25 protein-coding genes are annotated in these 24,258 nt (G+C 65.5%); 10 read left to right on the top strand and 15 right to left on the bottom strand.

What is annotated here, in order from left to right; genetic code table 11:
* The first annotated feature begins 12 nt into the window (after positions 1–12).
* The 3 genes from AB0N05_RS19620 (at position 13) to AB0N05_RS19610 (ending at position 3,245) form a co-directional block, all read left to right on the top strand.
* Positions 13–1,095: an MCE family protein gene (locus AB0N05_RS19620; protein WP_364695732.1), complete on the top strand. Its 1,083-nt coding sequence runs from the start codon at positions 13–15 to the stop codon at positions 1,093–1,095.
* On the top strand, positions 1,092–2,264 hold the full coding sequence (locus AB0N05_RS19615; RefSeq protein ID WP_364695729.1) for an MlaD family protein: 1,173 nt from the start codon (positions 1,092–1,094) through the stop codon (positions 2,262–2,264). The genes AB0N05_RS19620 and AB0N05_RS19615 overlap by 4 nt, the downstream gene beginning before the upstream one ends.
* Positions 2,265–2,393: 129 nt before the next feature.
* Entirely contained in the window at positions 2,394–3,245 is an 852-nt protein-coding gene (locus AB0N05_RS19610) for a hypothetical protein (protein WP_364695727.1), read from the top strand.
* 163 nt (positions 3,246–3,408) lie between these two features.
* Here the strand turns inward: AB0N05_RS19610 and AB0N05_RS19605 are convergent, their stop codons facing one another.
* The 6 genes from AB0N05_RS19605 to AB0N05_RS19580 all read right to left on the bottom strand — a co-directional run bounded on the left by AB0N05_RS19605 (position 3,409) and on the right by AB0N05_RS19580 (position 9,261).
* Complete coding sequence (locus AB0N05_RS19605) at positions 3,409–4,047, bottom strand: RNase H family protein (protein WP_364695724.1); 639 nt, start codon at positions 4,045–4,047, stop codon at positions 3,409–3,411.
* A 9-nt stretch (positions 4,048–4,056) separates the two neighbouring features.
* Entirely contained in the window at positions 4,057–4,560 is a 504-nt protein-coding gene (locus AB0N05_RS19600; RefSeq protein ID WP_364695721.1) for an SRPBCC family protein, read from the bottom strand.
* Between the two features lie 115 nt (positions 4,561–4,675).
* On the bottom strand, positions 4,676–5,860 hold the full coding sequence (gene lhgO, locus AB0N05_RS19595) for an L-2-hydroxyglutarate oxidase (RefSeq protein ID WP_364695719.1): 1,185 nt from the start codon (positions 5,858–5,860) through the stop codon (positions 4,676–4,678).
* Positions 5,861–5,871: 11 nt separating this feature from the next.
* On the bottom strand, positions 5,872–6,618 hold the full coding sequence (locus tag AB0N05_RS19590; RefSeq protein WP_364695717.1) for a hypothetical protein: 747 nt from the start codon (positions 6,616–6,618) through the stop codon (positions 5,872–5,874).
* A 390-nt stretch (positions 6,619–7,008) separates the two neighbouring features.
* Positions 7,009–7,800 carry a TIGR03084 family metal-binding protein gene (locus AB0N05_RS19585; RefSeq protein ID WP_364695715.1) on the bottom strand — a complete coding sequence of 264 codons (792 nt, stop codon included), beginning with the start codon at positions 7,798–7,800 and terminating at the stop codon, positions 7,009–7,011.
* A 105-nt stretch (positions 7,801–7,905) separates the two neighbouring features.
* The gene (locus AB0N05_RS19580; RefSeq protein ID WP_364695713.1) at positions 7,906–9,261 is read right to left on the bottom strand and encodes a hypothetical protein; all 1,356 of its coding nucleotides are present in this window, start codon (positions 9,259–9,261) and stop codon (positions 7,906–7,908) included.
* Positions 9,262–9,397: 136 nt separating this feature from the next.
* Here AB0N05_RS19580 and AB0N05_RS19575 point away from each other — a divergent pair, with 136 nt between their 5' ends.
* Positions 9,398–10,471: a metallophosphoesterase gene (locus AB0N05_RS19575; RefSeq protein ID WP_364695710.1), complete on the top strand. Its 1,074-nt coding sequence runs from the start codon at positions 9,398–9,400 to the stop codon at positions 10,469–10,471.
* Here the strand turns inward: AB0N05_RS19575 and AB0N05_RS19570 are convergent.
* Positions 10,440–10,724 (bottom strand): hypothetical protein, encoded by a 285-nt coding sequence (locus AB0N05_RS19570; protein ID WP_364695708.1) that lies wholly within the window; start codon positions 10,722–10,724, stop codon positions 10,440–10,442. The two genes, AB0N05_RS19575 and AB0N05_RS19570, sit on opposite strands and share 32 nt — an antisense overlap.
* Positions 10,725–11,314: 590 nt before the next feature.
* On the opposite strand from AB0N05_RS19570, the gene AB0N05_RS19565 reads away from it, so the two are divergent.
* Both AB0N05_RS19565 and AB0N05_RS19560 read left to right on the top strand, forming a co-directional pair.
* The gene (locus tag AB0N05_RS19565) at positions 11,315–12,232 is read left to right on the top strand and encodes a helix-turn-helix transcriptional regulator (RefSeq protein ID WP_364695705.1); all 918 of its coding nucleotides are present in this window, start codon (positions 11,315–11,317) and stop codon (positions 12,230–12,232) included.
* Positions 12,201–12,419, top strand: a complete 219-nt coding sequence (locus tag AB0N05_RS19560) for a DUF397 domain-containing protein (RefSeq protein WP_364695702.1) — start codon at positions 12,201–12,203, stop codon at positions 12,417–12,419. Before AB0N05_RS19565 ends, AB0N05_RS19560 begins: the two co-directional genes overlap by 32 nt.
* On the opposite strand, the gene AB0N05_RS19555 is transcribed toward AB0N05_RS19560, so the two are convergent.
* The 7 genes from AB0N05_RS19555 to AB0N05_RS19525 all read right to left on the bottom strand — a co-directional run bounded on the left by AB0N05_RS19555 (position 12,409) and on the right by AB0N05_RS19525 (position 19,812).
* The gene (locus AB0N05_RS19555; RefSeq protein WP_364695699.1) at positions 12,409–13,410 is read right to left on the bottom strand and encodes a zinc-binding dehydrogenase; all 1,002 of its coding nucleotides are present in this window, start codon (positions 13,408–13,410) and stop codon (positions 12,409–12,411) included. The genes AB0N05_RS19560 and AB0N05_RS19555 overlap by 11 nt on opposite strands.
* Before the next feature lie 115 nt (positions 13,411–13,525).
* The gene (locus tag AB0N05_RS19550; protein ID WP_364695696.1) at positions 13,526–14,137 is read right to left on the bottom strand and encodes a WHG domain-containing protein; all 612 of its coding nucleotides are present in this window, start codon (positions 14,135–14,137) and stop codon (positions 13,526–13,528) included.
* Positions 14,130–15,020: an alpha/beta hydrolase gene (locus AB0N05_RS19545; RefSeq protein WP_364695693.1), complete on the bottom strand. Its 891-nt coding sequence runs from the start codon at positions 15,018–15,020 to the stop codon at positions 14,130–14,132. The genes AB0N05_RS19550 and AB0N05_RS19545 overlap by 8 nt, the downstream gene beginning before the upstream one ends.
* A 70-nt stretch (positions 15,021–15,090) precedes the next feature.
* Positions 15,091–15,633, bottom strand: a complete 543-nt coding sequence (locus AB0N05_RS19540; RefSeq protein WP_364695690.1) for a DUF779 domain-containing protein — start codon at positions 15,631–15,633, stop codon at positions 15,091–15,093.
* Complete coding sequence (gene adh / locus AB0N05_RS19535) at positions 15,633–17,156, bottom strand: aldehyde dehydrogenase (protein ID WP_364695687.1); 1,524 nt, start codon at positions 17,154–17,156, stop codon at positions 15,633–15,635. The genes AB0N05_RS19540 and adh overlap by 1 nt, the downstream gene beginning before the upstream one ends.
* 95 nt (positions 17,157–17,251) lie before the next feature.
* The gene (locus tag AB0N05_RS19530; RefSeq protein WP_364695684.1) at positions 17,252–18,559 is read right to left on the bottom strand and encodes a transcriptional regulator; all 1,308 of its coding nucleotides are present in this window, start codon (positions 18,557–18,559) and stop codon (positions 17,252–17,254) included.
* On the bottom strand, positions 18,556–19,812 hold the full coding sequence (locus tag AB0N05_RS19525) for an FAD-dependent monooxygenase (RefSeq protein ID WP_364695681.1): 1,257 nt from the start codon (positions 19,810–19,812) through the stop codon (positions 18,556–18,558). The genes AB0N05_RS19530 and AB0N05_RS19525 overlap by 4 nt, the downstream gene beginning before the upstream one ends.
* 81 nt (positions 19,813–19,893) lie before the next feature.
* Between AB0N05_RS19525 and AB0N05_RS19520 the strand changes: the two genes are divergently transcribed.
* Positions 19,894–20,367 carry a MarR family transcriptional regulator gene (locus tag AB0N05_RS19520; protein WP_364695678.1) on the top strand — a complete coding sequence of 158 codons (474 nt, stop codon included), beginning with the start codon at positions 19,894–19,896 and terminating at the stop codon, positions 20,365–20,367.
* 64 nt (positions 20,368–20,431) lie between these two features.
* Here the strand turns inward: AB0N05_RS19520 and AB0N05_RS19515 are convergent, their stop codons facing one another.
* The gene (locus tag AB0N05_RS19515) at positions 20,432–20,896 is read right to left on the bottom strand and encodes a hypothetical protein (RefSeq protein ID WP_364695675.1); all 465 of its coding nucleotides are present in this window, start codon (positions 20,894–20,896) and stop codon (positions 20,432–20,434) included.
* 208 nt (positions 20,897–21,104) lie between these two features.
* Here AB0N05_RS19515 and lon point away from each other — a divergent pair, with 208 nt between their 5' ends.
* The 3 genes from lon (at position 21,105) to AB0N05_RS19500 (ending at position 24,207) form a co-directional block, all read left to right on the top strand.
* Entirely contained in the window at positions 21,105–23,549 is a 2,445-nt protein-coding gene (lon, locus tag AB0N05_RS19510) for an endopeptidase La (RefSeq protein WP_364695672.1), read from the top strand.
* Between the two features lie 130 nt (positions 23,550–23,679).
* On the top strand, positions 23,680–23,949 hold the full coding sequence (locus AB0N05_RS19505) for a type II toxin-antitoxin system prevent-host-death family antitoxin (RefSeq protein WP_364696517.1): 270 nt from the start codon (positions 23,680–23,682) through the stop codon (positions 23,947–23,949).
* Positions 23,950–24,207 (top strand): Txe/YoeB family addiction module toxin, encoded by a 258-nt coding sequence (locus AB0N05_RS19500; protein ID WP_364695669.1) that lies wholly within the window; start codon positions 23,950–23,952, stop codon positions 24,205–24,207.
* Positions 24,208–24,258: the final 51 nt, after the last annotated feature.

Below are 24,258 nucleotides of genomic sequence, written 5' to 3'. Positions count from 1 at the left end.
CGTGAGGTCCGCATGAGCAAGCGGGCACGATTGGCAATGACGGCGCTGGCCGTCACCGCAGCCCTGGGCGCCTCGGGTTGTGGTGTGACCGTCGACAGCCTGCCGCTGCCCAAGCCCGGCGCGGGCGGCGACACCTATACCATCCACGCGGATTTCGACAATGCGCTGAACCTGCCCGATCAGGCCAAGGTCAAGATCGGCGGTTCCGACGTCGGTGTCGTCACCAAGATCACGACCAAGGATTTCAAGGCCCACGTGGACCTGGATATCCGCAAGGACATCGACCTGCCGGTCGGCACCACCGCCGAACTCCGCCAGGCCACCCCGCTCGGCGATGTGTTCGTGGCGGTGTCCAAGCCCAAGTCCGATCCGGGCGCGCAGCTGATGAAGAGCGGTGACACGATCACCAAGACCTCGGCCGGCGCGACCGTCGAGGAACTGCTGCTGTCGATTTCGCTGCTGTTCAATGGCGGCGGCGTCGCGGCACTGTCCAAGCTGACCGCGGAAATGGACTCCATCATCGGCGGCCGGGGCGATCAGCTCGCCAGCCTGGTCACCCAGATGACCAGTGTGACAACCACACTCAATAACAACAGCAAGCGCGTCGACAATGTGCTCGCCAACTTCAGCGCACTGGCCGACACGCTGGAAGCGCACCACAAGGATCTCGGCCAGGTCGCCGACAGCCTGCCCACCATGATCGGCGCCATCGCCGAGAACAATCAGGCCATCGGGGATCTGCTCACCAAGGTCTCGACAACCAGTGCGGCACTGGGAGATTACGCCAACACCACCTCGGATCAGCTGGCCAGCCTGCTCGACAATGTGCATCAGCTGATGACCGCGCTCTCGCAGACCGAGCAGAACCTCGGGCCCATGCTCGATGCGGTGCGTGAGATCCGGCCCGCCGTGGACGCCTCGTTCAAGGGCAATGTGCTGGCGGTGGCCGCGACGGCCACCATGCTCGACATCGGCCTGCTCACCGATCCGGCCAATAGCAAATTCCCGGATCTGCGCGACCTCAATGACTTCGGCGGCAGCCTGATCCAGGTACTTCAGATCGTGTACGGGCGGATCAACGGGGGCCACCGATGAGTTGGGTTACGCGGCACAAGAACCTGGTGTCGAACGGGGCGCTGGTCTTGATCCTGGTGATCGGCGCGGCCTACCTGGCGGTGAGCGTCATGCGGGTGAACCCGTTGCGCGAAACCTACAAGGTGACAGTCGATCTGGACCGATCCGGCGGTTTGCAGGCGGGTAATGACGTGACCCTGCGCGGCTACCGCGTCGGCAAGGTCACCGAGATCAAGCTGGCCCGCGGTGGCGAGGCGATCGCCGCCACCGTCGAGATCGACTCGAAGTACAAGATCCCCTCCGATACCGTGGTTTCGGTGGGCGCGCTCTCCGGCGCGGGCGAGCAGTACATCGACTTCCGGCCGAACTCCGACCAGGCCCCGTACCTCGGCAATGGCGCGGTCGTGCAGTTCGACAAGGAGAAGGTCAAGACCCCCACCCCGGTGTGGGCGATGCTGGACGACAACAGCGCCCTGATCGCGCAGATCGACCCGGACAAGTTCGGCGTCATTCTCAGCGAGCTGGACACCGCGCTGTCCGGTGGCCCGGATCAGCTGCGGTCCATGATCAACGCGGTCAGCACGGCCACCACCGGTCTGGACAATCTGCTGCCGCAGACCACCAACCTGCTCAAGAACCTGCAGACCATCAATGGCACCACTTCGCTGGCGCAGCCGGATCTGGGTACGCTGACTCGTAACTCCGGTGAACTGTTCCGACAGTTCAATGATGCCAACGCCGAACTCCAGAAGATCCTGGAGCAGGCGCCCGGACAGTTGCAGGCCCTCGGTGCGGTGCTCGACAAGACCGCCGACCCGATGACCAGCCTGGTGACCAACTTCGCGGCCATCACCAAGGCCGCCCAGTTGCGGCTTCCGGCGATCCGCGCACTGTTCCCGTCGCTGGTGGTCGGTTCCTCGGCCATGGGTGTGCCCGGCCATGACGGCGAGTTCTACACCATCGCCGACATCTGGCCGCGGCAGTGGTGCGACTACTCGACCAAGAACGTCCGGCCCGATATCGCCACCGAGAGCACCGTCCCGAAGTGGGCCGGGTACTGCACGAATCCGCCGGGTGATCAGCAGATTCGTGGTTCGGGCAATGCGCCTCGACCGGATGTGCCGAACAATGGCGCGACCGCGCCCGCCGGGTCCGACCCGAACGAGCGGACGCTGCCGCCGATCAAATAAAGACACTCCCCGCTCCGAGCGGTGAGACAAACCCGACCCCGCGGAGCCACCGCCGGGCGCGGCATACTCGCTGACTGAACCGAAACGGTGCGTCCGCAGCGCGCCGGGAAAGAGTGGGGATCGATCCAAATGTCGGATGACGCCGCCCAGAGCAAGAAAATTGAAGAAGAGGCCGTCGAGGCCGTGCCGACGGGGGGCGAGGCCGGTAAGGCCGACGCCGTGAAAGCCGATGCCGCCGACGCCGAAACGACCAAGATCGATATGGCCAAGGCCGATTCGGACGCGGCTGATTCGGACAAGGTGGAGACGGTCAAGGTTCCCGTCGAGCCCAAGGGCGATGCCCCCAAGCCGGAAAAGACCCCCGAAAAGGCCAAGGAATCCAAGGATTCCAAGGCTCCCGCGCTGGCCGGTGGCATGCCGCTCATCCCGCTGCTGGCCGCCTTCGCCGCGGGCGTGCTGGTGGTCGCCGCGGTCGCCACCGCGGTGGTGCTCTGGATGAAGTCCAGCGATAACGAGAAGGAACTCGACGCCCGCGACGGCGCCACCGCCGCCGCCTGCGATTTCGGCAAGGCCGTCTCCAACTACGACGCCGCCAATCTGGACGACTACTTCAACCGCGTGAACGCGCTCTCCACCGGTCAGTGGGGCCAGTTCTTCTCCGGTGCTTCGGGCGCGCTCAAGGACGCCATGAACCAGGTCAAGGCCAAGTCCACCCTGGACGAGATCCACTGCGCCTGGGAATCCGGTGACGACAACAAGGCGAAGGTCATCGTCATCCTCACCCAGGTCCGCTCCAACGCCCTGAACGCGCAGCCGGACATGCTCACCGTCCCCGGCGTCGCCGAGGTGGAGAAGACCGACGGCAAGTGGAAGATCTCCAACTTCGACTCCCCCGCCATGAAGGGCCTCACCGGCACCGGCACGGGCCAGCAGCCCGCCAACCCGGCCCCGACCACAGAGGCCCCCAAGCCGGGCAACTAGCCCCAGCCACAAAGAAACCGCCGCGGTGATCAATCACCGGCGGCGGTTTCTTTTGGATCAGGGGTGTGGGGCAAAGCCCACAAGGGGTTCCCGGGCGAAGCCCAAGGGGTGTGGGGCGAAGCCCCACAGGGGGTGCGGGGGAACCCCCGGACCCCTCTCCCCACTAGAAGAGTGTGAGCGCGTCTGGCGCGGGTGTTTTCGCGGCCGCCGCGCGACGCCGCGGGGTCTGCGGCGCGGAGTGGGTGATCGCCGGTTCGGCGGGGGCGGTGACCGGCAAAGGTTCGGTGACCGGCTCCACCGGGATCGGTTCGGTGATGGGGTCGAAGACCGGTTGCGGATCTGCGTTATCGGAGACCGAGCCGGTGTCGCCCGAGGTGGCGACCTTGCGTGCCGCCTGTCCGGCGAGCGTATCGGCCTGCTCGTTGAAGTAGTTGCCGACGTGGCCGCGCACCCAGCGGAAGCGGACGGGCCCGGGGCGTCCGGCAATGGCGTGGTCGACCTGCTGAATCAATTCGAGGTTCTTGACGGGCCCGCCGGTGGACGTCTTCCACCCATTGGTCCGCCAGCTGTTGATCCATTCGGAGGCGCATTTGATGGCGTAGAGGGAATCGCTCTCGATGAGCAGTGGCTCGGATCCGGGGTGGGCGAGGATCGCCTCCAGGACCGCGCGTAGCTCGGCGATCTGATTGGTGCCCGAGGGCGCACCGCCGCTGCCGGAGGTACCGGTGTGATTGACCCAAGCCCATCCGATGGCGCCGCCTGGATTACGCAGGCACGATCCGTCGGTGCTCACGATGATCATGCCGCTACCCTACGCAATCCGGCCGACAAGATCCGTTCCGTGGAATTCCTCTATCTCCCTTCGCAATTGCGACTCGGTGCGTCGCACGGCCGATTGTACGGCGGCGGCCAGCATCCGGGAGAGCAGCTTGCCCGTGAAACCGCTGGGTGCCCAGTACTCGGTTTCCGAGGTCAGCACCGCTCTTCCGTACCCGAGCGGGTCGAATCGCAGGGTGATCACACACAGTGGCTGGGAGCGGGTAGGCGCCGGCTTCCCCGTCCGGCGCCTACGGAGCGTGTACTCGATGACCGCGTTGCGGCGGTAGTCGGTGATCTCACACTCGACCGTAGGATGCCAGAGGCCCACCCGGAGCATGGCCGCGAAGACGGCGCCCGAACCATGATCGATGTCTCCGATCGGTTCGAACCCGGCAACGCAGAAGGCCCAGTCCGGCACGAACTGATAGTTGTCCGTGTACGTGAACGCGACCTCCGTCGGCGCACCGACGTCACTCGCGTATTTGATGTGGCCCATAGGCTGCTCCCTGTCCCACGGCTGCCAACAAAAGTACTACAGCAATCCTATTTATTGAACGAATACCCCGGATTGAGAGCAAGTAGCGATGCTGTTGACCTTTCAGTGAATTAGGTCAATCGTCCAGCTGCGCGGCGATGTGTTCGGCAATCGGCAGCGCGGAAGTAGCTGCCGGGGACGGCGCGTTCAGCACCTGCACCGAACGCGGCGTCCGCTCGATCAGGAAATCGTGCAGCAGCGTCCCGTCCCGCCGGACTGCCTGCGCCCGGATACCCGCCTCACGGGGCTGGAGATCGTCCAGCGTGAGCTCCGGGCAGTACCGGCGGCACTCGGCCAGATATCCGCGCTTGAACAGCGAATTACGCATCTCCCGCAATCCGGTCCGCACATTCGCCGCGGCCACCCGATGGAAGCCGCGGAATCCCAGGATTTCCCGCATATCGCGCAGATCCACGCTGCCCTTGCGATAGCCCTCCCGCGCCAGCCCCAGCACCGCATTCGGGCCGACGGTCAGCGTGCCGTCGATGGTCGGGCTCAAATGCACGCCCAGGAACGGCAATTCGGGATCGGGAATCGGATAGATGAGGGTGCGCACCAGATCCTTGCGGTGCGGCGGCAATTGGTAGTACTCGCCGCGGAACGGCACGATGCGCAGGTCCAGGTCGAGTCCGCCCAGTCGCGCCATCCGGTCGGCCTGGAGTCCGGCGCACACCACCAGCCGCGCGGCTCGCCAGCTGCCGGACGGTCCGGAAACGGTTACCGCATCGCCGGTTTCGTCGATCGCCGTGATCTCCGCGCCCAGCACGATCTCGCCACCGCCCGCGCGCACCTGCCGCGCCAGCGCCTCGACGACCCGCGTGTAATCGATGATTCCGGTGCCCGGCACGAACAGCGCGCCGACCCCCGTCACGCGGGGTTCTCGGCGCACCAGTTCGGCGGCATCGAGCAATTCCACCTCGACGCCATTGGTCACCGACCGCTCGTAGAGCGCCAGCATGCGCGCGTGTTCCGCGGTATCGGTGGCCACCAGCAGTTTTCCGCACACTTGGAACGGAATATCGTGTGCGGCAGCGAATTCCTTGGTCCATTGCGCCCCGCGCACGCACAGTCGCGCCTTCAGGCTCCCGGGCTCGTAGTAGATGCCCGAGTGGATGACGCCGCTATTGTGCCCGGTCTGGTGGACGCCGAGCGCGTCCGCCTTCTCGATCAGTAGCAGGCTCGCGCCCGGATGCCGGTCGAGAAGGCGGTACGCGGTGGCGACTCCGACGATTCCGCCGCCGATCACGCAGTAGTCGTACACACCAGGAAGTCTCACACAGCGGTGAGGTGCGAGTCCTCGATAGCGGGGTCGGCGGTGACCTGCGCGGGCTCCTCGGTGGTCTGCGTCGGTGCGGTGGCCGGTGCGGGCGCGGCGTGGCGCGCCAGGTTCAGGCCGTAGCGCCCGACCGCCGGATCGGTGAAGGTCAGCGTGACCTCGCCGCGTGCGTCCACATCGGTGCGCAGCTGGGTGTTGGCCAGTGGATCGGAGGTGAGGCCGAGGCTTTCACCCAGCGGCGTGTGCAGCACCAGGTCGGCCACCGTCGCGAAGACATTGGTGTCGACGGTGAAGCTCACCGAATTGCGTTGTGCCGGAATCACTGCCGCGCCCAGGTAGGTATTGCCGAGCCGCACCTGACCGGCGAGGGTGCTGGCGCGCTGTGCCGCGCGTGCGTCGGCCGACGGTGTCATGGTGGTGGCCGGGTCGTAGTCCCGGATGGTGGGTTGTCCCGCCCAGTGCGTGAAAAGCGAGGCGAGCCCGACGCTTTCGGCGATCGGGGCGATATCTCCGCGTTGTACCGCGGTACCCGTATCGCCGGGTCCGGGCAACACCGGGCGCATGCCCGGCGAAGCGGTGGCCAGTTTGCCTGGCGGCTGTGCCATTTCATTGGCGATATAGGAGCCTGCGGCGACGGTGAGGCCGATGCTGGCCATTCCGGCGGTGACGATGGCGCTGTAGCGGAGCACCTGGGATGCTCGCCGGGACGACCGGGCAGCCTGCGTCGCGAGTTGATGCGACATGATCGGTGCGTTCCTTTCCCTCTCCCCTGGTCCCCCTGCGTCTTTCGACGCCCACGACCCGCACCGTTGAAAGTCGTACGCGCGTCCAGGTTACGGTGGCGAAGGGTGACGAAGGGTTACACATGCCGCGTTGAGAGCAGGATCACAGGTTTGGATTCGGCGCATCGAGCCGACCGGAACTTCTCGCACATCGTCAGGTTTCCGGTGTCGAAAGGCTGGGTAAATACCTATCAGCGGCGAGCGTCGATTCGACTGCCATCGAAGACCTCCGGCCAACGGCGTCCGGTCGGGCACCAGAAACGGCGCACCCACGGACTGGCGCTCGCTCGCTCTTCTCCTGAAGTGGGAATTGGGATACCCCTTGGCTGGAGGCCGGGGATCGGCGGCAGGTCAGCTGAACTGACCTGCCGTTCGGCCTGTTCCGGGCGGCCCGGCGAAAGCCTGTGCCAGGCTCAGCCATTCGGCGGCATCCGCACCGCGCACATCCAGCGTGAGATCGTCGAGGTGTCGGCGCTGGGTGACCAGCTGACAGAAATCCACCGCGGGTCCGCTGATGCGCTGCTCCGCGTCTTCCGGTCCCCAGGTCCACAGACTGCCGTCGGGGGCGGTCAGTTCGATGCGGAATTCCTCGGTGGGTGCGGTCTTGCCGTGCGTCATATACGCGAAGTTGCGGGTTCGCACGCCGAGGTGCGCAATGTTCTTGATCCGGGCGGTCGGTTCGCGCCGCGCGCCCAGGGCATCCGCCACATCCTGCCCGTGCGCCCAGGTCTCCATGAGCCGCGCGGTCACCATGGAGGCGGTGCTCATGGGCGGCCCGAACCACGGCAGCTTGGTACCCGCCGGAACCGTGCGCAGGGCCTCGACCAGTGCGGCGCGATCATGCCGCCAGCTCGCGAGCAGTTCCGGAGCGGGAGTCTTGGAACCTTCCTCGGCGGCCTCGTCCACGAAGGTGAGTGCCTTGGGCAGCGCGGCCTGCACCAGTTCCTGGAAGCGATCCGGATCGGTCGCGGAGATGACCGCGACCCGATCGGTCCAGTTCAGATGTGCGATCTGATGTGCGATCGTCCAGCCCGCGGCCGGGGTGTCCCGCTTCCAATCGGCGGGATCCAGGTCGGCGATGAGCCGATCGAGCTCATCGCATTCGGCGGTGAAATCGGCGAGCAGCGCCTCGAGGTCGGCCATCACACATCCTTGTGAAGAACGGAACCGGCACGCACGCCATTGGACGTGCCGTTGCGAGCCAGCTTCGCAGCGCACCCCTGAAAATGCAAGCACGCGTGCTTGTATTTACCAGCCGAAGAGCGCCAGGTGGATCGCGCCGACGCCCAGACCCAGCACCGCGCCGTGCAGGTACAGCAGCCAGGCGTCCTGTTCGACGGACGCGTAGAACATCTCCATGAACTCGCCCGGGGTGAGCTGCTGCAGCTTGCGGGCCGCGAACTCGTCGATCGTCTTGGCCTGCTGCGCCGCGAACTCCGCGTCCTCGGTCAGGCTCGGGGCCAGGCCCACCGCCGCATCCGTCGCGCCGATCCGCAGATTGTCGAACTGCCGCTTGCCGAAGACCGAGCGCACGACCGAATGGGTGGGGCCGAGCTGGCGGTGGATCTCCTGCGCGATCAGGCGTTCCAGGAGCTGGCGGGTCTTATCGCCGTTCGGGCCGTCGAGGAGTTCACCGGCCAGATTCGGCAGGGTAAGGACCTGGTAGGCGAGGATATTGGCGAGATCGGCCGCGGCCTCGGGCTGCCGCTTGGCCAGCAGCGCCTGCTTCCACAGGTACTTGTAGCGCGGCTGCGGATCGCCGGGCTCGAACATCATCTTGATGGCGATGACATTGACGGACACACCGATCAGGGCGGCCGCGGTCAGGATGACCAGCCAGTTCGGAATCCAGCCGATGATCGGAATGCTCTGGTGCACATGCATGTACAGGGCCAGCAGCACGCCGAAGGGTGCGCCCAGCAGGCCGATGCGCACCATGAACTTCAGTTCCGGCTCCGCGATCGTGTACGTCATGTCCTTGAGGATGTACGGGTTCTCCCGCAGGTAGCGGATGACGAAATCCTTGATGTCGATCAGCTGGTCGACATTGTCGCCGAGCTGTTCGAAGGCGCGCCGGGCCAGGGTCGGCAGCTGCCGTTCCACCCGCTGGTACAGCACGTTCTTCACCGCACGCGGTACGGCGGCCCACAGTTCCGGGTTCTCCCGGTTCATGATCTCGTCGACCATGGGCTGCACCTGTTTGCCGCCCACCTCGGCAATGAAGTCGGCGATGCCTTCCAGGTCCAGTTCGTGGATGAAGTCCTTGGGACTGCCGATCCGCATGAGGGCCTTGTCCACACAGATGCTGGCCATTTTCTCGGCGCGGGCGGGGATGAAGCCCTGGAAGCCGAGGCGCTTGCCGTCACCGGAGAACGTGGGCAGCACCTGCACGCGGCGCGGGAAGTACGGGTAGAGGATGTCGAGGCCGGGGATGCGGAAGCCGCGAAAGTAGACCGGCCAGAACAGCATCAGTACGCCGGTCCAGTTGGTCAGCAGACCGGCGATGGCGCTGAAGATCGGGAAGCTCACCAGATCGACGACGAGTTTGGGCTGGCCGGTCAGCTGCTCCCAGTCGATGAAAGCGCCCGAGGCCAGTGTGGTCATGCTGCGTCCCCCTACGGCCGAGCTATATGTGAGGCTGAATCCTAATTGAGAATCTTGTCATTGAATCTTGTCATGCGGTGATTCGGGAAACCCGGAATACTGGTCAGCTGACCAGAATGGAAGGTAGGAGATCTAGATGAGTGTGGACCGCCGCGGCTTTCTGACCGGGACCGCAGCCACCGCCGCAGGCCTCGCGACCGTGGCCGCCGCGCCCGCATGGGGCGCACCGGCACCCGCGTCCGCCGTCGGCAAATATCCCCTCCCCGACTCCACCGACCTGCGCATCCTCGTCACCGGCGATGCCGGAACCGGGGCCCGCCCGCAGTGGGCCGTGGCCGACGCCATGCGCGAAATGCATGCGAGGCAGCCGTTCTCGCTGGCCCTCGGCCTCGGCGACAATGTCTACGAGCAGGGCCCGTGGGCCGATGACGACGCCCAGTTCGCCGCGAAATTCGAGGACCCCAATCACGACCTCGACATTCCGTGGCTCATGGTCCAGGGCAATCACGACAACAGTTCGGTCCTGCCCGGCGATGGCGGCTGGCTGCTGCGCGGCGACCACGAGGTGGCTTATCACGCGCGCTCGGCCCGCTGGTACATGCCGTCCCGCTACTACTCGGTCCGCATTCCGCAGGAACAGCCGGTCGTCGAATTCTTCGTGCTCGACCTGAATCCCATTGCCGCCTATCTGCCCCCGCTCTTCGCCCCCTACTGGGCGGCAGACGGGCAGTTCATGAGCGAGCAGGCCGCCTGGCTGGACCGCGCCATCGACGAATCCCCCGCCAAGTGGAAGATCGCCTGCACCCATCACCCGTATCTCAATAACGGCCCGCACGGAAATGCCGGTGAATACGAGGGATTGACGGTCGAGCCGATCAACGGCCGGTACGTGAAGGACTTCTTCGAGGCGCACGTGCTCGGCCGCTGCCAGTTCATCCTGTCCGGGCACGACCATTCGCTACAGGTCCTCGAAGCCAACGCCGCCTCCAAGGGCACGCGTCAGATCATCTCCGGCGCGGCCGCCAAGTCGGTGCACGGTGAACCGGCCGGTTCCGGTACCCGCACACCCAACAATGCGCTGTACCAGAACTTCGACGACCTGGGCTTCATGGTCCTGAACCTGACCCCGTCGTCGGCCGACCTGAGCGTCCACACCGTGGACCTCTCCTCGACCCAGTTCACCAATGCTTTCCAGCGTCGCCTGATCTGACCTCGGTTCGAGACTGTCCCCGGCGCAGGGTCTTTCGTATCTTCGAATGCCGATTGATCTTCTCGAAGTAGTCGTCATCGGCATGCCGCTTCCCGGACATCCGAAATTGCGAGCTGTCGAACGTCTCGCCGTTCGACAGCCGGATGGTCCCCGCCGACGTCACCCGATCGATCGTGCAGTCGAGTTCCGCGCCGACCCCACGCCGAAACTTCACCGGCGCACCCACTTCGACCCAGTCCGGCAGCCAGATCATGATTGCCGCCCCTCGACGCGGGCTGCATCCCGCCGCCTCAACAGGAATGCGCGCAACTCGCACCCCGCTCTCTCGCAATCGTCTCCATGGGCCTCCAACAGCAACTCGATATCGCTGTCGGACAAGGGCGCACACACTTCCGGCCTGGCATGCCAAGCCGGAAGTTTCCGGAACGGCAGGTCATTACTGGGCACGATGCCGCCCATGGATACGGTGCCGGTTGTGCAGCGGGACCTGTGGAAAACCGCCCACACCGAGGACCATGCCACCCGGTGTGGGCGGTGCCGGGGAGCGGCCGTCAGCGACACCCCATCTGACGGCGGCCACGATGACAACGCAGGAGAGCGCCACGAGAAGCAACGACCATGTATCCAAAGGCATTACGACATCCCCTTGCTGCTGCGGTTTGGTCCGGAGCCCTCCCCTGCTCCGGGAGGCACTTCCTATGGAACTCCTCGTGGGGGTGCCAAGCCGCCTGAATCGGGCGACCCGATACGGGTTCGCGAAAGTGCCTACACGTCTCCCACCTTCGGTGACATCATTGATCCGAATCGGGTGGAAAGGCCCACCCGAAACGGAGGGACCGCACCATGCCGGACCTGAATTCGACACTGCCACTGCGTCAACTCGGTCGATATCTGCGTGAGTGGCGCACCCAAGCCGGGTACAGCTTGGATCGAGCCGGAGAGCTGCTCGAAAGCAGCGGATCGGCACTCCAGCGGATAGAAAAGGGCCAGAAGGCCAAACTGAAGAAGAAGGAAGTAGGGGAGATCTGCGACCTCTACCAGATGCCCGACGATCTCAAGGAGGCGATGATCGGGCTGGCACAACAGGCGGCCAACAAGAGTGGGTGGTGGCATTCCTACGGCGACCTGATCGCCAATGGCTTCGACGTGTATATGGGCTTGGAAGCGGCCGCACACCATCTCTCGACGTATCAAGGTGAACTGATACCCGGTCTTTTTCAGACGCCTGAATACGATCTTGCGTTGATCGTCCAAAAGTGGCCGGACTCAACCGAAGCCGAACGTGACCGCCGCGTGCAGATCAAGCAACGCCGCCAACACATCCTTCACCGCAAGTCCATGCCGACCAAGTACGACGCAGTGATCAGCGAAGCGGCGCTCCACCGGGTCGCAGGAAACGGCCTTGTCATGGCGGCGCAGTGCCGTCGACTTGCTGACCTGTCCACTATGGACAACATCAGCCTGCGGATTCTGCCGTTCGGAGCAGGCTTCCCGGATGGAACCGCGATGCCACCCTTTGTCGCCATCGACTTCGGCACGGATTCGAAAACGGGTGTGCCACTGGAGCCTCCGCTTGTCTTCCTGGAGGGTGTGGTGGGCAGTATGTACCTTGAGAAGCAGAGCGATATTGAGCTATTTCTCGAGTCTTATCAGCTGATCAGGGCCACGGCCCTGACCGAAACGGCCAGTCGAGATCTAGTGAGACACATAGCGAAGGAGCACGAGAAGCGTGGACTACGAACTGGACAACGAATTGGCTGACCCCAGTGGCTGGTTCAAGAGCACGGCCAGCAAAGCTGGAGGCGAATGCGTCGAGACGAAGTTCCTATCCGATGGCCGAGTCGGCCTGCGCGACAGCAAGAATCCCGGCGGCCCCGCACTTGTCTTCACCCCCGGCGAGTGGGACACCTTCACCGCCGGGGTCATCAGCGGCGAGTTCAGGGCTTGAGGACTATGCGGATGGGGTTGCCCTCCTTGGCTTCCAGGGCGTGTACGGCCTTGGCGGCGTCAGCGAGCGGGACCACCGCGCTGACCGAGCGGGAGAGGTCGAGCCGCTTCAGCGATTGCAGTTTCACCAGCTGATCCACGTGCTCCGGCCCCGAGCCGTAGTGTCCGCGCAGCTGCTGCTGGAAGAAGCTGAACGCGGTGCCGTGGGTGATGGTGATCGGCTTGTCGGTCAGGCCGACCAGGACGAGCCGCCCTTGCGGTGCCATACAGATGACGGCCTGCTCGCGGACCGCCGCCACGCCCGCGAAGTCGAAGGCGGCCGCGAGTCCGGTTCCGGTGGCGGCGAAGATCTTCTGGCGCAGGTCGGGATCGGCCGGGTCGAAGGCGAGGTCCGCGCCGAATTCCAGGGCCCGTTCGCGCGCGGCGGGCAGCGGATCGACCGCGATGATCGGCGCCGCGCCCGCGAGCCGGAGCAGCTGGATGCCGTGCGCGCCGAGTCCGCCGACACCCCAGACGCCCACCGGCTCGGCCGGTCTCACATCGGCGGTGGCGGTGATGGCCGCCCACGGTGTCGACACCGCGTCCGGGATGAAGCAGGCTTGCTCGAACGGCAGATCATCGGGAATCGGCACCAGGGTGTCCACCCGCGCGAGCGAGTATTCGGCCCAGCCGCCGTCATAGTCCACGCCGCGCGTGAAGGTGGCTCCGTTACGAAGTTCCCCGGCCTGCAAAAGGACTCGATCGCCGACCTTGGCGCTGGTGACCCCCGGCCCGAGCGTGTGCACGGTGCCCGCGACCTCATGCCCGAGAGTGACGACATCACCCTTCAGGAACAGCGGCGACAGCGTCCCGTCGATGAGATGTACATCCGACAGGCAGACTCCCGCGGCTTCCACCTTGATCAAGACGTGGTCCGGTCCCGGCTCGGGGATGGGTACCTCGTCGAGTGACAGGTGGCGGTCGGTTCCCAGGTGTAGTCGCGCGGCCAGCATCTAAATCGACTCCGTTCCGCCTCTCCGTGACTTCAGCGCCCTGCTGGGAGCCCCGACAGTCCCATTCGCGTACCGGCGGTCAGGCGCGCCACGGGTTCTGGGCGTCCCCCCGAAGTTACCCCGAGCTTGCGAAATCAGTTGTCCGGTCACGGGAACCGGGGGTGGCGATTTCGGCGAGCCCGCGGTCGAGGAAGCGGATCATCCAGGCGAAGCTGTCCTCGAAGTCGCCGCTCCACTGGAAGCCGTCGGATGCCTGGAGTGTGGCGAAGCCGTGAAAGGTGCAGCGCAGGGTGCGGATGGCATGGACCATGTCCTGTTCCGCGATCCCATAGCCGCGCAGCACGACTTCCATGGATTCGAGCACGCGGGTAGTGGCTTGCCGCAGTGGGTCTTCCGGCCCGGTGAAGGGTTCGCCGACGGTGGCGGCGTAGCGGCCGGGGTGCTCGACGACATAGCTGCGGAAGGCGTCGGCGAAGGCGGCGAGGGCCGCGCTGCCGGACTTGCCGTGCATGGCGTCGCGGACTCGCTGATCGGCTTCGGTCATGGCCAGGGTGGCGATGCCGTGTCGCAGCTCGGCCAGGTTCTCGATGTGCTTGTACAACGAGGGGGTGCGCACGCCGAGCCGTTCGGCGAGCGGGCCGAGCGCCAGGTTCGTGAACCCGACGTCGTCGGCGAGCACTGCGCCCGCCGCGACGACATCGGTTTTGTTCAGCCCGACCCTAGGCATGGTGTTCCTTCAGGAATGGCAGGATCAGCTCGGCGGTGCGGTCCGCGTTCCCGGCGTGCGGGTAATGTCCTGCGGCCTCGATCAATTCGAGCTTGCCCAATCCGGCGGGCAGGGCGGCGACGATCGCCTTGCCCTCGGCCTCCGGGCTCGGGAAGTCGGGGTCCTCGGTGCCGAAGATGATCAGGGCGGGCTGCGTGACGTTCGGCAGCTGTGCCTGCGCGTCGGCCGGAGTGGACTTGCCGGTCTTCATGAATTCGGCCATGCGGCCCGGCTCGCGCAGCTTGGCGGCGACCTCGCTCATGTACTGGTCGTAGTCGGCGGGCTTGGTCGGGTAGGCCACGTTCAGGTAGCGCAGCCACAGCCCGATGCTCTTGAAGATCATGGTGCCCATGAGCGGGAACATGCCGCGGCGGTAGCGGGAGACGGTGAACAGCGCGCCCGCGTCGAACTTCTGCTCGAGGGTGAAGGGGTTGATCTCGACGATGGCCCGCACCAGTTCGGGCGACTGCGCGGCGGCGATGGTGGCGGCGCCACCGGAGATGGAGTGCCCCACGATGATCGCGGGCCCGGCGTTCAGGGCGCGGATGACGGCGAGCAGATCATTGGCGACATCGGTGCGGCTGATGGCTTCCTTACCGGTGACCGAGGTCCAGTTCAGGCTCGACTCGCCGTGTCCGCGCAGGTCGGTGCTGACGACCCGGTATCCGGCCGCCGCGATCAGCGGAGCGAGGTGCCGGTACGCCTGGCGGCGGTCGCCGATGCCGTGCGAGAGCACGACCAGCGGTCCCGTGCCGAGCTCGTCGTAAGCGATCCGGCCACCGTCGATGTCGATGTACTCGGTCATGGTCTGACTCCCTTGGGTGAAGCTAACTGCGATAGCCATAAAGCTAATCGTGTTAGCCGAGAGAGTCAACCCCCGATTTCACGTTGCTCAATGAATCACGACACTGTGTTCAGAGGTTCTTGGTGATCGCGCGGCCGGGAACCGGGCAGGCGTCCGCCGCCTCGGCGACGACTTGGGGCTCGGTGGGAGTCGCGGGGCGCAACCCCTGTTCCCACCCTTCGCCCGTGACCGTCGGCACTCCGGCCAGCGCTGAGAGCTCGGCTTCGTCGAATACCTTTGCCCGGCTGAGGAATCGGAATCCCTCCGGCGTCTCCAGACTGAATCCGGAACCGCGCCCGGGTACTACGTCGAGGATGAGCTGGGTGTGCTGCCAGGCGGTGAACTGTGGACCGGAGATCCACACCGGCACAACGTCATCGGCCTCAGAGGGTGTCGTGCTCGGTTCGTCGACCTCGAGGTGCAGGTCGAGCAGTCCGAGCAGCACGTCCCGATCGCCGATAATGAAATCGCCTGCGGGATAACACATCGGGGCCGAGCCGTCGCAGCACCCGCCGGACTGATGCAGCATGAGCGGCCCGTGCTGCGCGCGGAGGCGGCGGAGCAGTTCCATCGCCTCCATGGTGGCGCGGACCCGTGGCGGGACCGTGTTCATCAGAAGAAGCCTTGCGCCTTCTCGGCGTAACCGACCAGCAGGTTCTTGGTCTGCTGATAGTGGTTCAGCATCATGTGATGGTTTTCCCGGCCGATGCCGGACTGCTTGTAGCCGCCGAACGCCGCATGCGCCGGGTACTGGTGGTAGGTGTTGGTCCACACCCGCCCGGCCTGGATATCGCGGCCCGCCCGGTAGGCGGTCGCGCCGTCGCGCGACCACACGCCCGCGCCGAGCCCGTACAGCGTGTCATTGGCGATCTCGATGGCGTTCGCGTAATCGGTGAACGAGGTCACCGAGACCACGGGCCCGAAGATCTCCTCCTGGAAGATGCGCATGGCATTGTTCCCGGCGAACACGGTGGGCTGCACGTAGTAGCCGCCGGACAGGTCGCCGCCGAGTTCGGCGCGCTCGCCGCCGGTAAGCAGGGTCGCGCCCTCACCCTTGCCGATCTCGATGTAGGACAGGATCTTCTCGAGCTGGTCATTGCTGGCCTGCGCGCCGATCATAGTCTCGGTGTCGAGCGGATCCCCTTGCCGCACAGCCTTGGTGCGCACGACGGCGGCAGCGAGGAACTCGTCGTAGATGTCGGCCTGGATGAGCGCGCGCGACGGGCAGGTGCAGACCTCGCCCTGATTGAGCGCGAACATGGTGAAGCCCTCCAGTGCCTTGTCCTGGTAATCGTCATTGGCGGACAGCACATCCGAGAAGAAGATGTTCGGGCTCTTGCCGCCGAGTTCGAGGGTGACCGGGATCAGATTCTGCGAGGCGTACTGCATGATCAGGCGGCCGGTGGTGGTCTCGCCGGTGAAGGCAATCTTCTTGATGCGCGGGCTCGACGCCAGCGGCTTACCGGCCTCGACGCCGAAGCCATTGACGATATTGACCACACCGGCGGGCAGCAGATCACCGATCAGGCCGATCAGGAACAGGATCGAGGCCGGGGTCTGCTCGGCGGGCTTGAGCACCACCGCATTACCGGCGGCCAGCGCCGGGGCCAGCTTCCAGGTCGCCATCAGGATGGGGAAGTTCCACGGAATGATCTGTCCGACAACGCCGAGCGGCTCGTGGAAGTGGTAGGCCACGGTATCGGAGTTGATCTCCGAGAGCGAGCCCTCCTGTGCGCGGATCGCGCCCGCGAAGTACCGGAAGTGGTCGATTGCCAAGGGAATATCGGCATTCAGGGTTTCCCGGATCGGCTTGCCATTGTCCCAGGATTCGGCGAGGGCGATGGCCTCGAGGTTGGCCTCCATCCGGTCCGCGATCTTGTTCAGGATGATGGCGCGCTCGGTGACCGAGGTCTTGCCCCATGCGGGTGCGGCGGCGTGCGCGGCATCGAGGGCGAGTTCGATGTCCTCGGCGGTGCCGCGGGCGACCTCGCAGAAGTTCTGACCTGTTACGGGAGTGGGGTTTTCGAAGTACTGACCCTTGACGGGCGCGACCCATTCGCCGCCGATCCAATTGTCGTAGCGGGACTGGAAGGACATGGCGGCATCGGGTGATCCGGGACGGGCGTAGACGGTCATCGCAGGCTCCTCGTCGGCTGACGCGGGTCGGGTGCGTCAGGTGTGATCCGGAACACTAGAAGCGTGAGTGTTGCATGACGGTTGCAAAAAACTGGTCAGATGCCCAATTTTCGGTCGAGCAAGAGCAATTGAGACTTGACCTGTGCGTACATCGACGAATGCCGATCCAGCGAAGCGAGATACGCCGTCCACGCCGCAATGTCGTCGCGTCCCTCGACGGAACTGGTCCAGCGCGAGAACAATCGCCAATCCCCCGTCGTCAGCAGGGCCGCGCGCAAGCGTCCGCGCAATTCGGCACGGATCTCCTCGATGCCGGGAGCCAGCGAACGCGGCAGCGCCGCACCGGGATAGGCGCGCAATGCCGCCGCCGCATCCCCACGCGCGAGCGCCCGCCGCACCTCCCCGACATCGGTTTCGAGGTCCATGAGCAGCCGATAGGGCCGGGAGCCGAGACTGGTGGGGCCCAACAGCTTCCGGATCCGGGACATCTCGGCGCGCACCGTCACCGGATCCAGCTCGGATTCGTCGAGCAGCATGGCGAGATGATCGGAACTCAGCCCCTCCGGATGATCGGCCAGCAGCAAGAGGATCTCGGCATGCCGCTGGGACAGGCGAATTCGTTCGCCCTCACGGGTCAGGGTCGGCCGGTTCGCGCCGAGCACCTGTAGCCGTGCGGCGCTGTCGCTCGGCGGTCTGGGTGAGTCCAGCAGGTGCAGGCGCAGTTCGGATTCCGCCGCCGCCACCGTCGCCCGGATCAGCGAAAGCGCCTCGGGTGCGGCCATTCTCGGCCCGCCGGTGATATCGATCGCCCCGATGATCTGCCCGCTGATCGGATCGTGCACCGGCGCGGCCGAACAACTCCACTCGTGCACGGCCCGGCTGAAATGCTCGGCCCCGAAGATCTGCACATGATGATCCAGCGCCAGCGCGGTTCCCGGCGCATTGGTCCCGACCCGATCCTCACTCCAATCGGCCCCCTCGACGAAGTTCATCGCCAGCGCCCGATCCTTGACCTTCGAATCGCCTTCCACCCACAGCAATCGCCCCCGCGCATCACTGATCGCAACGAGCAATCCCGCCTCCGCCGCATCCTCCACCAGCAGCTTGCGCACCACCGGCCGTATCAGCGCAATGGGATGCGCGGCCCGATACCGATGCAGCTCCAGCCCATCCAGATCCACCGCATCCCCGAACCCATCCGGATCCACTCCGCTACTGCGACTGCGCCGCCAGGAATCCAGCACCACCGATCGAATCGAATCGCCGCCGGGCCGGACCGTGGGTAGTCGCTCGGCCCCCTCGAGGAAGGTGCGGTGCGCGGAGGAGACCCGTCGTGCCAGCTGTGCCACGTCGTCATCGGGTCGTACGGCGACCCAGGGGTTGCCATGCGCTGCACTGCTCAATCGCTTTCCTCCGCGTTTCCCCTCATCACTGTAACGCCGGTCACATCGTTCCATTCGATGCGGTGGTCGAACATCCAGCTCAGCGGCTCGATGCCGGACTTGGCGGCCTTCTTCAGGAAGTACGGGGTGAGCATCCGGGTGAGCCAGCGCATGAGACCGTTCTGCGCCTTGTCGCCGCTGGTCTCCGCGCCGTGCTCGACCACCCGCTCGACCCGCTCGAGGCGCTCGTGTTCGAAGGCGGCGAGGGCCGCGGCGGTGTCCGGGATATCGCGCAGGGAGATGGCCAGGGTCACCGCGTCCTCGACGGCCATGGACACGCCCTGACCCGACGAGGAGGCGACGGCATGCGCGGCATCGCCGACGATGACCATGGAGTCGTTGTGCCACTTGGCCACCGACGGCATGTCGTACTGATTGAATCCGGGCACGAAGGTCTCGTCGGGGGTGGCGGCGACAATACGCGCGGCGGGCGTGCGATCGACGGAGAGCATCGCCACCAGCCGCTCGCGCCACTGGGCCGGGCTGGTCGCGGCCATCTCGTCAGTCGAGAGTTCCTGTGCGCCGGGCATATTCGCGAACCACCAGATTTCGCCGTCGGGTGCGACCAGGTATCCGAAGAAGGCCTTCTTGCCGAAGATCATGTTGTAGATGCCGGGCCGCAGTCCCAGTTCCTCGCGCATCCGGTGGTCGGTGACGAAGCCGCCGAGCCCGTAGATGCCGAGGTAGTGCGCGGCGGGTGCGGTCGGGTCGATGATTTCCCGAGTGCGGGAACGGATTCCGTCGGCCCCGATGAGCAGGTCGGTGTCGATCCGGCTGCCGTCGGCGAAGGTGGCGCGGACGCCGCCGGTGGGCAGCGACTGCGCGTCGACGAGCCGCTTGCCGTACTCGTAGCGCACGCCGCGGCGGACCGCTTCGGCATTGAGCGCCCGGTAGAGGTCGCGGCGCTTGACGCTGTGAGTGATGGTGCCGTCGGGCAGTGTGCCGCCGATGGGCATATCGGCAATGTGCTTGCCGGCGCTGGTGGAGAAGGAGAGCGTCCCGGTCGGGTGCCCGGTCTGCTTGACGATCTCGTGCGCGTCGATGAGCGACAGCGCGGACAGCCCGTTCACGGCGACGGTCAGATACGCCCCGAGCTGTTCGGCCGCGGCATCCTGATACGCCTCGCAGACGATCGGCTCGAGCCCGGCCCGCTGCAAGGCCATGGCCGTGACGGGTCCGGCGATGCCGCCGCCGATGATCAGGGCCTTCTTCATGATGTGCCTCCAGGGCGCTCTCTTGACTGTGATGTATCTTGGTAATCAAGACATCATTAGTTTGACGATCAAGAGGTTTGAATGTCAAGAGAAAATGTGGAAACCCTGCATGAGCAGGTAGGACGGTCCGCGCAAGCGCTACAGTCGGCCGTCGACGATGTCGATACCGCGGCCGCGGCGTACCTCGGAGTGAATCGCACGGACCTTCGGTGCCTGGAGATCCTGCAAGCCGGGGAGTCGACCCCGGGTGCGCTCGCCGCGGGTCTGAACCTCACCAGCGGCAGCGTGACCACGATGCTGGATCGCCTGGTCAAACTCGGCTACGTCAGCCGCCACCCCGAACCCGGCGACCGCCGCAAGGTAGTGGTCCGGATGACCTCGGAAGCCGCGACCAAGGCATGGGGAATCTACGGCCCGATCGCCGTGGAGGGTGCTGCGGCCGTCGCGAAATACACGGCGGCCGAACTGCATACGATCATCGACTTCCTGGATCGCAGCCGGGAATTACAGGAGCGCCATCGCACTCGCATTGCGGCACTGTCGGATCCGGCCTGATTTCTCAGGCCGGATCCGACTCCTTCGCCCGGTGGTGGCGAACAGTCCTGCGACTAGCGTCTTTTCACAAGGGCTGCCCGTTGCGGAGCTTGCCGGCCCGTTCGATGACCGAGGCCAGCACCCGGTGGGCGGTGGCGAGGTCTTCCGGGTTCGATCCGCCGAAGATCGGCCGGGTGATCGGCGCGACGGTCTGCATCAGGCGGCCGAGTTCGGCGCGACCCTCGGGTGCCAGTTCGACGGGATCCGGTTGATCGAGCGCACTTCCGGTGAGGAAGCCCTTGTTCTCCATTCCGGTGAGCAGCTCGGCTGCGCCCGCGGCGTCGATTCCGAGTTGGCGCTGTCCGGCCAGGTAGGCGTGGAGTTCGGCGGCTACCGGGAACGGTCCGCGCACGGCGAGCACGCGGAGTACTGCGTATTCATTGGTGGTGGTGGTGAAGCCGGTCGCGACGAGTGTCGCCTCGAGCAGGGCGGTGACCGCCCCTTCGGCCTCGGCGATGTCCTGACCGGTGAGTGTGGGTGCGGTTGTCATGGCGGTGCTCCAGGTGGTGAAGGTGGTGCGTCCTGTTCTTACATTACATGGAAACTATGTCCATGGAAACTATATTCCGACGGGCGACATCCGGCCGTTCGCTGGGGGCGAACGGGTGATCGGAACATTCGTGAGGGGGTCGAGGTTGACTGGGTATCGCTCAACCTCAGTTGAGCACAGGACGCTCAATCTGGAAGAGGTCGAAGACGTGACTACACCTCAGAACCTGCCGGTCTTGTTCCTGACTGATCCGATCGTGCTGCCCGGCATGGTCGTGCCGATCGAGTTGGACGAGTCCTCGCAGGCCGCTATTGACGCCGCGCGGGCCGGCAAGGTCGACCAGGTGCTGGTCGCGCCCCGACTGGACGAGGGCTACGCCACCTACGGCGTGGTCGCCACCATCGAGCAGGTCGGCCGCATGCGCGGTGGCGCTCCCGCCGCGGTCTTGAAAGGCGAGCGGCGCGCCAAGATCGGGCACGGCGTGACCGGTCCGGGTGCCGCGCTGTGGGTCGAGGCCGAGCCGGTCGAGACGCAGCCCGCCGACGGCCGCACCAAAGAGCTTGCCGCCGAATACAAGAAGCTGGTCGTCGCCGTCCTGCAGCGTCGTGAGGCGTGGCAGGTCATCGACGCCGTGAATCAGCTGAATGATCCCTCGGCGATCGCCGATGCCGCCGGTTGGGCTCCCTACCTGAGCCACGACCAGAAGCGGGAGCTGATCGAAACCCTCGATACCGCAACCCGTCTGACCAAGTTGATCGACTGGACCAAGCAGCACATCGCCGAGACCGAGGTCAGCGAGAAGATCAGCGAGGAAGTGCGCGAGGGCGTCGAGAAGAGCCAGCGCGAATTCCTGCTCCGCCAGCAGCTCAATGCCATTCGCAAGGAGCTGGGCGAGGGCGAGCCGGACGGCGCGGACGACTACCGCACCCGCGTGGAGAACGCGGACCTGCCGGACAATATCCGTGAGGCCGCGCTGCGCGAGGTCGATCGCCTGGAGCGTTCCAGCGACCAGAGCCCGGAGACGGGCTGGATCCGCACCTGGCTGGATACCGTGCTGGAACTGCCGTTCAGCGTGAAAACCGAGGACAGCACCGATGTTTCGGCTGCCCGCGCGGTGCTGGACGCCGATCACCACGGCCTGGACGAGGTCAAGGACCGCATGGTCGAGTACCTCGCGGTGCGCGCCCGGCGCGCCGCACGCGGCCTGGAGGTCGTGGGCGGTCGTGGTTCCGGTGCGGTGCTGGTGCTGGTCGGCCCGCCCGGTGTGGGTAAGACCTCGCTGGGTGAGTCGGTCGCACGTGCCTTGGGCCGCAAGTTCGTTCGCGTCGCCCTGGGTGGCGTGCGCGATGAGGCCGAGATCCGTGGCCACCGGCGGACCTACGTCGGCGCGCTGCCGGGTCGTATCGTCCGCGCCATGAAGGAGGCGGGTTCGATGAATCCCGTTGTCCTGCTGGATGAGATCGACAAGGTCGGTTCCGATTTCCGTGGCGATCCGGCCGCGGCCCTGCTCGAGGTCCTGGATCCCGCGCAGAACCACACCTTCCGCGATCACTACCTGGACCTGGACCTCGACCTGTCCGACGTGCTGTTCATCGCCACCGCGAATGTCATGGACACCATCCCCGGCCCGCTGCTGGACCGCATGGAGATCATCAGCGTCGACGGCTACACCGAGGACGACAAGGTCGCCATCGCCCGTGACTTCCTGATCCCGCGGCAGTTGGAGCGCAATGCCCTGACCGCCAGCGAGGTTCACATCACGGACGAGGCCCTGCGCGAGGTCGCCGCCAACTACACCCGGGAAGCCGGAGTGCGGCAGATGGAACGCCTGATCGCGAAGGCGCTGCGCAAGGCGGCGACCAAGCTGTCGGAGACGGCCGTCCTGGATGAGGCCGAAAGCATTGTCAGCTCCGGCGAATTCGTGCCCGAGAATGTCGAAAGCCTCGGCTACGACAAGGGTCTCGGCTACGAGCCGACGGCCTCCGACCAGCTGGTCATCGGCCTCGGCGATCTGAAGGAGTTCCTGGGCCGTCCGCGATTCACCCCGGATGGGGTGGAGCGCACCGCGGTTCCCGGTGTGGCCACCGGTCTCGCCGTGACCGGGGCGGGCGGCGACGTCCTCTACATCGAGGCCAATGCCGCCGAGGGCGACCGCTCCCTGACCCTCACCGGTCAACTGGGCGACGTCATGAAGGAGTCCGCGCAGATCGCCCTGACCTACGTCCGCTCCCACCTGGAGGAAATCGGCATCGAGCCGAAGGTCCTGGACCGCAATATCCACATCCACTTCCCCGCGGGCGCGGTCCCCAAGGACGGTCCCTCGGCAGGCGTCACGATGGTCACCGCCCTGGTCTCCCTCGCCCTAGGCCGCCAAGTCCGCGCAGATGTCGGCATGACCGGTGAGGTCACCCTCAACGGTCGAGTCCTACCGATCGGCGGCGTGAAGCAAAAGCTCCTGGCCGCTCAGCGCGCCGGACTGAAGACGGTCTTCATCCCGGCCCGCAACGAACCGGACCTCGACGAGGTCCCGGCCGAGGTCCTGGCAGCCCTGGATGTCCGCCCCGTCGCCGACGTGGCCGAGATCCTGGCCTACGCCATCGAGCCGGTCGCCGAACCGGCCTACAACGCCCCGGCCCTCACCGCCTCCGCGTAAGGGACTGATCAGGCAGCAGCCGCGCATGTTTCACACATGCGCGGCTGCTGCCGTTTCGAAGACCTGAGTGGCTACGTACGTGATCACGTACGCTGGAGGGATGTCAGCCGACCGCGCGAGGGAGATGGCCATGCGTCCTATGTCAGTCAGCGAATTCCGCAGCAACCTAGCCCGCGCGCTCGACATGGTGACCGACGACCTCGAGGAAGTCGTGATCACGCGCACGGGACACGAGCCGGCTGTGGTGATCTCCCTTCGGGAGTACGAGTCGTTGAAAGAGACCGCGTATCTGCTCGGCACCTCTGCCAATGCGCGCCATCTGGAGGAGTCGATCGCGCAACTGCGGCGTGGTGAGGTCGAGTCGCGGGAACTTCTGGAGCCTGACGGCGAGGGGGGCTGAATGAAGATCCTCTTCACTCCTAAGGCCTGGGCCGATTATTTGTGGTGGCAGATGAACGATCGAGCAACACTACGGCGACTCAATAGGCTCATTGAAGACATCACCCGAAACGGCTACGAGGGAATCGGCAAGCCCGAACCACTTCGAGCGGATCTCCAGGGCTTCTGGTCGCGCCGCATAACCACCGAACATCGCCTCGTCTATGTCATCGAGGAAGACACCGCGAAGATTATCGCGTGCCGCTTCCACTACGAGTAATGCCGAGCCGACATGAGCGGACTGCGATGTTTCACATGAAACGAGATCCAC

Source organism: Nocardia sp. NPDC051030 (genome assembly GCF_040683015.1).
Taxonomy (GTDB): domain Bacteria; phylum Actinomycetota; class Actinomycetes; order Mycobacteriales; family Mycobacteriaceae; genus Nocardia.
Note: the sequence above shows the minus strand (reverse complement) of the source record. Positions and strands in the feature narration are given on the sequence as shown.

What these genes read in the sequence shown, in the direction of transcription:
- AB0N05_RS19620 (WP_364695732.1), top strand. Translation starts at nt 13, where the DNA reads ATGAGCAAGCGGGCACGATTGGCAATGACGGCGCTGGCCGTCACCGCA.
- AB0N05_RS19615 (WP_364695729.1), top strand. Translation starts at nt 1,092, where the DNA reads ATGAGTTGGGTTACGCGGCACAAGAACCTGGTGTCGAACGGGGCGCTG.
- AB0N05_RS19610 (WP_364695727.1), top strand. Translation starts at nt 2,394, where the DNA reads ATGTCGGATGACGCCGCCCAGAGCAAGAAAATTGAAGAAGAGGCCGTC.
- AB0N05_RS19605 (WP_364695724.1), bottom strand. Translation starts at nt 4,047, where the DNA reads ATGATCATCGTGAGCACCGACGGATCGTGCCTGCGTAATCCAGGCGGC.
- AB0N05_RS19600 (WP_364695721.1), bottom strand. Translation starts at nt 4,560, where the DNA reads ATGGGCCACATCAAATACGCGAGTGACGTCGGTGCGCCGACGGAGGTC.
- AB0N05_RS19590 (WP_364695717.1), bottom strand. Translation starts at nt 6,618, where the DNA reads ATGTCGCATCAACTCGCGACGCAGGCTGCCCGGTCGTCCCGGCGAGCA.
- AB0N05_RS19585 (WP_364695715.1), bottom strand. Translation starts at nt 7,800, where the DNA reads ATGGCCGACCTCGAGGCGCTGCTCGCCGATTTCACCGCCGAATGCGAT.
- AB0N05_RS19580 (WP_364695713.1), bottom strand. Translation starts at nt 9,261, where the DNA reads ATGACCACACTGGCCTCGGGCGCTTTCATCGACTGGGAGCAGCTGACC.
- AB0N05_RS19575 (WP_364695710.1), top strand. Translation starts at nt 9,398, where the DNA reads ATGAGTGTGGACCGCCGCGGCTTTCTGACCGGGACCGCAGCCACCGCC.
- AB0N05_RS19570 (WP_364695708.1), bottom strand. Translation starts at nt 10,724, where the DNA reads ATGATCTGGCTGCCGGACTGGGTCGAAGTGGGTGCGCCGGTGAAGTTT.
- AB0N05_RS19565 (WP_364695705.1), top strand. Translation starts at nt 11,315, where the DNA reads ATGCCGGACCTGAATTCGACACTGCCACTGCGTCAACTCGGTCGATAT.
- AB0N05_RS19555 (WP_364695699.1), bottom strand. Translation starts at nt 13,410, where the DNA reads ATGCTGGCCGCGCGACTACACCTGGGAACCGACCGCCACCTGTCACTC.
- AB0N05_RS19550 (WP_364695696.1), bottom strand. Translation starts at nt 14,137, where the DNA reads ATGCCTAGGGTCGGGCTGAACAAAACCGATGTCGTCGCGGCGGGCGCA.
- AB0N05_RS19545 (WP_364695693.1), bottom strand. Translation starts at nt 15,020, where the DNA reads ATGGCTATCGCAGTTAGCTTCACCCAAGGGAGTCAGACCATGACCGAG.
- AB0N05_RS19540 (WP_364695690.1), bottom strand. Translation starts at nt 15,633, where the DNA reads ATGAACACGGTCCCGCCACGGGTCCGCGCCACCATGGAGGCGATGGAA.
- adh (WP_364695687.1), bottom strand. Translation starts at nt 17,156, where the DNA reads ATGACCGTCTACGCCCGTCCCGGATCACCCGATGCCGCCATGTCCTTC.
- AB0N05_RS19525 (WP_364695681.1), bottom strand. Translation starts at nt 19,812, where the DNA reads ATGAAGAAGGCCCTGATCATCGGCGGCGGCATCGCCGGACCCGTCACG.
- AB0N05_RS19520 (WP_364695678.1), top strand. Translation starts at nt 19,894, where the DNA reads ATGTCAAGAGAAAATGTGGAAACCCTGCATGAGCAGGTAGGACGGTCC.
- AB0N05_RS19515 (WP_364695675.1), bottom strand. Translation starts at nt 20,896, where the DNA reads ATGACAACCGCACCCACACTCACCGGTCAGGACATCGCCGAGGCCGAA.
- AB0N05_RS19505 (WP_364696517.1), top strand. Translation starts at nt 23,680, where the DNA reads ATGCGTCCTATGTCAGTCAGCGAATTCCGCAGCAACCTAGCCCGCGCG.
- AB0N05_RS19500 (WP_364695669.1), top strand. Translation starts at nt 23,950, where the DNA reads ATGAAGATCCTCTTCACTCCTAAGGCCTGGGCCGATTATTTGTGGTGG.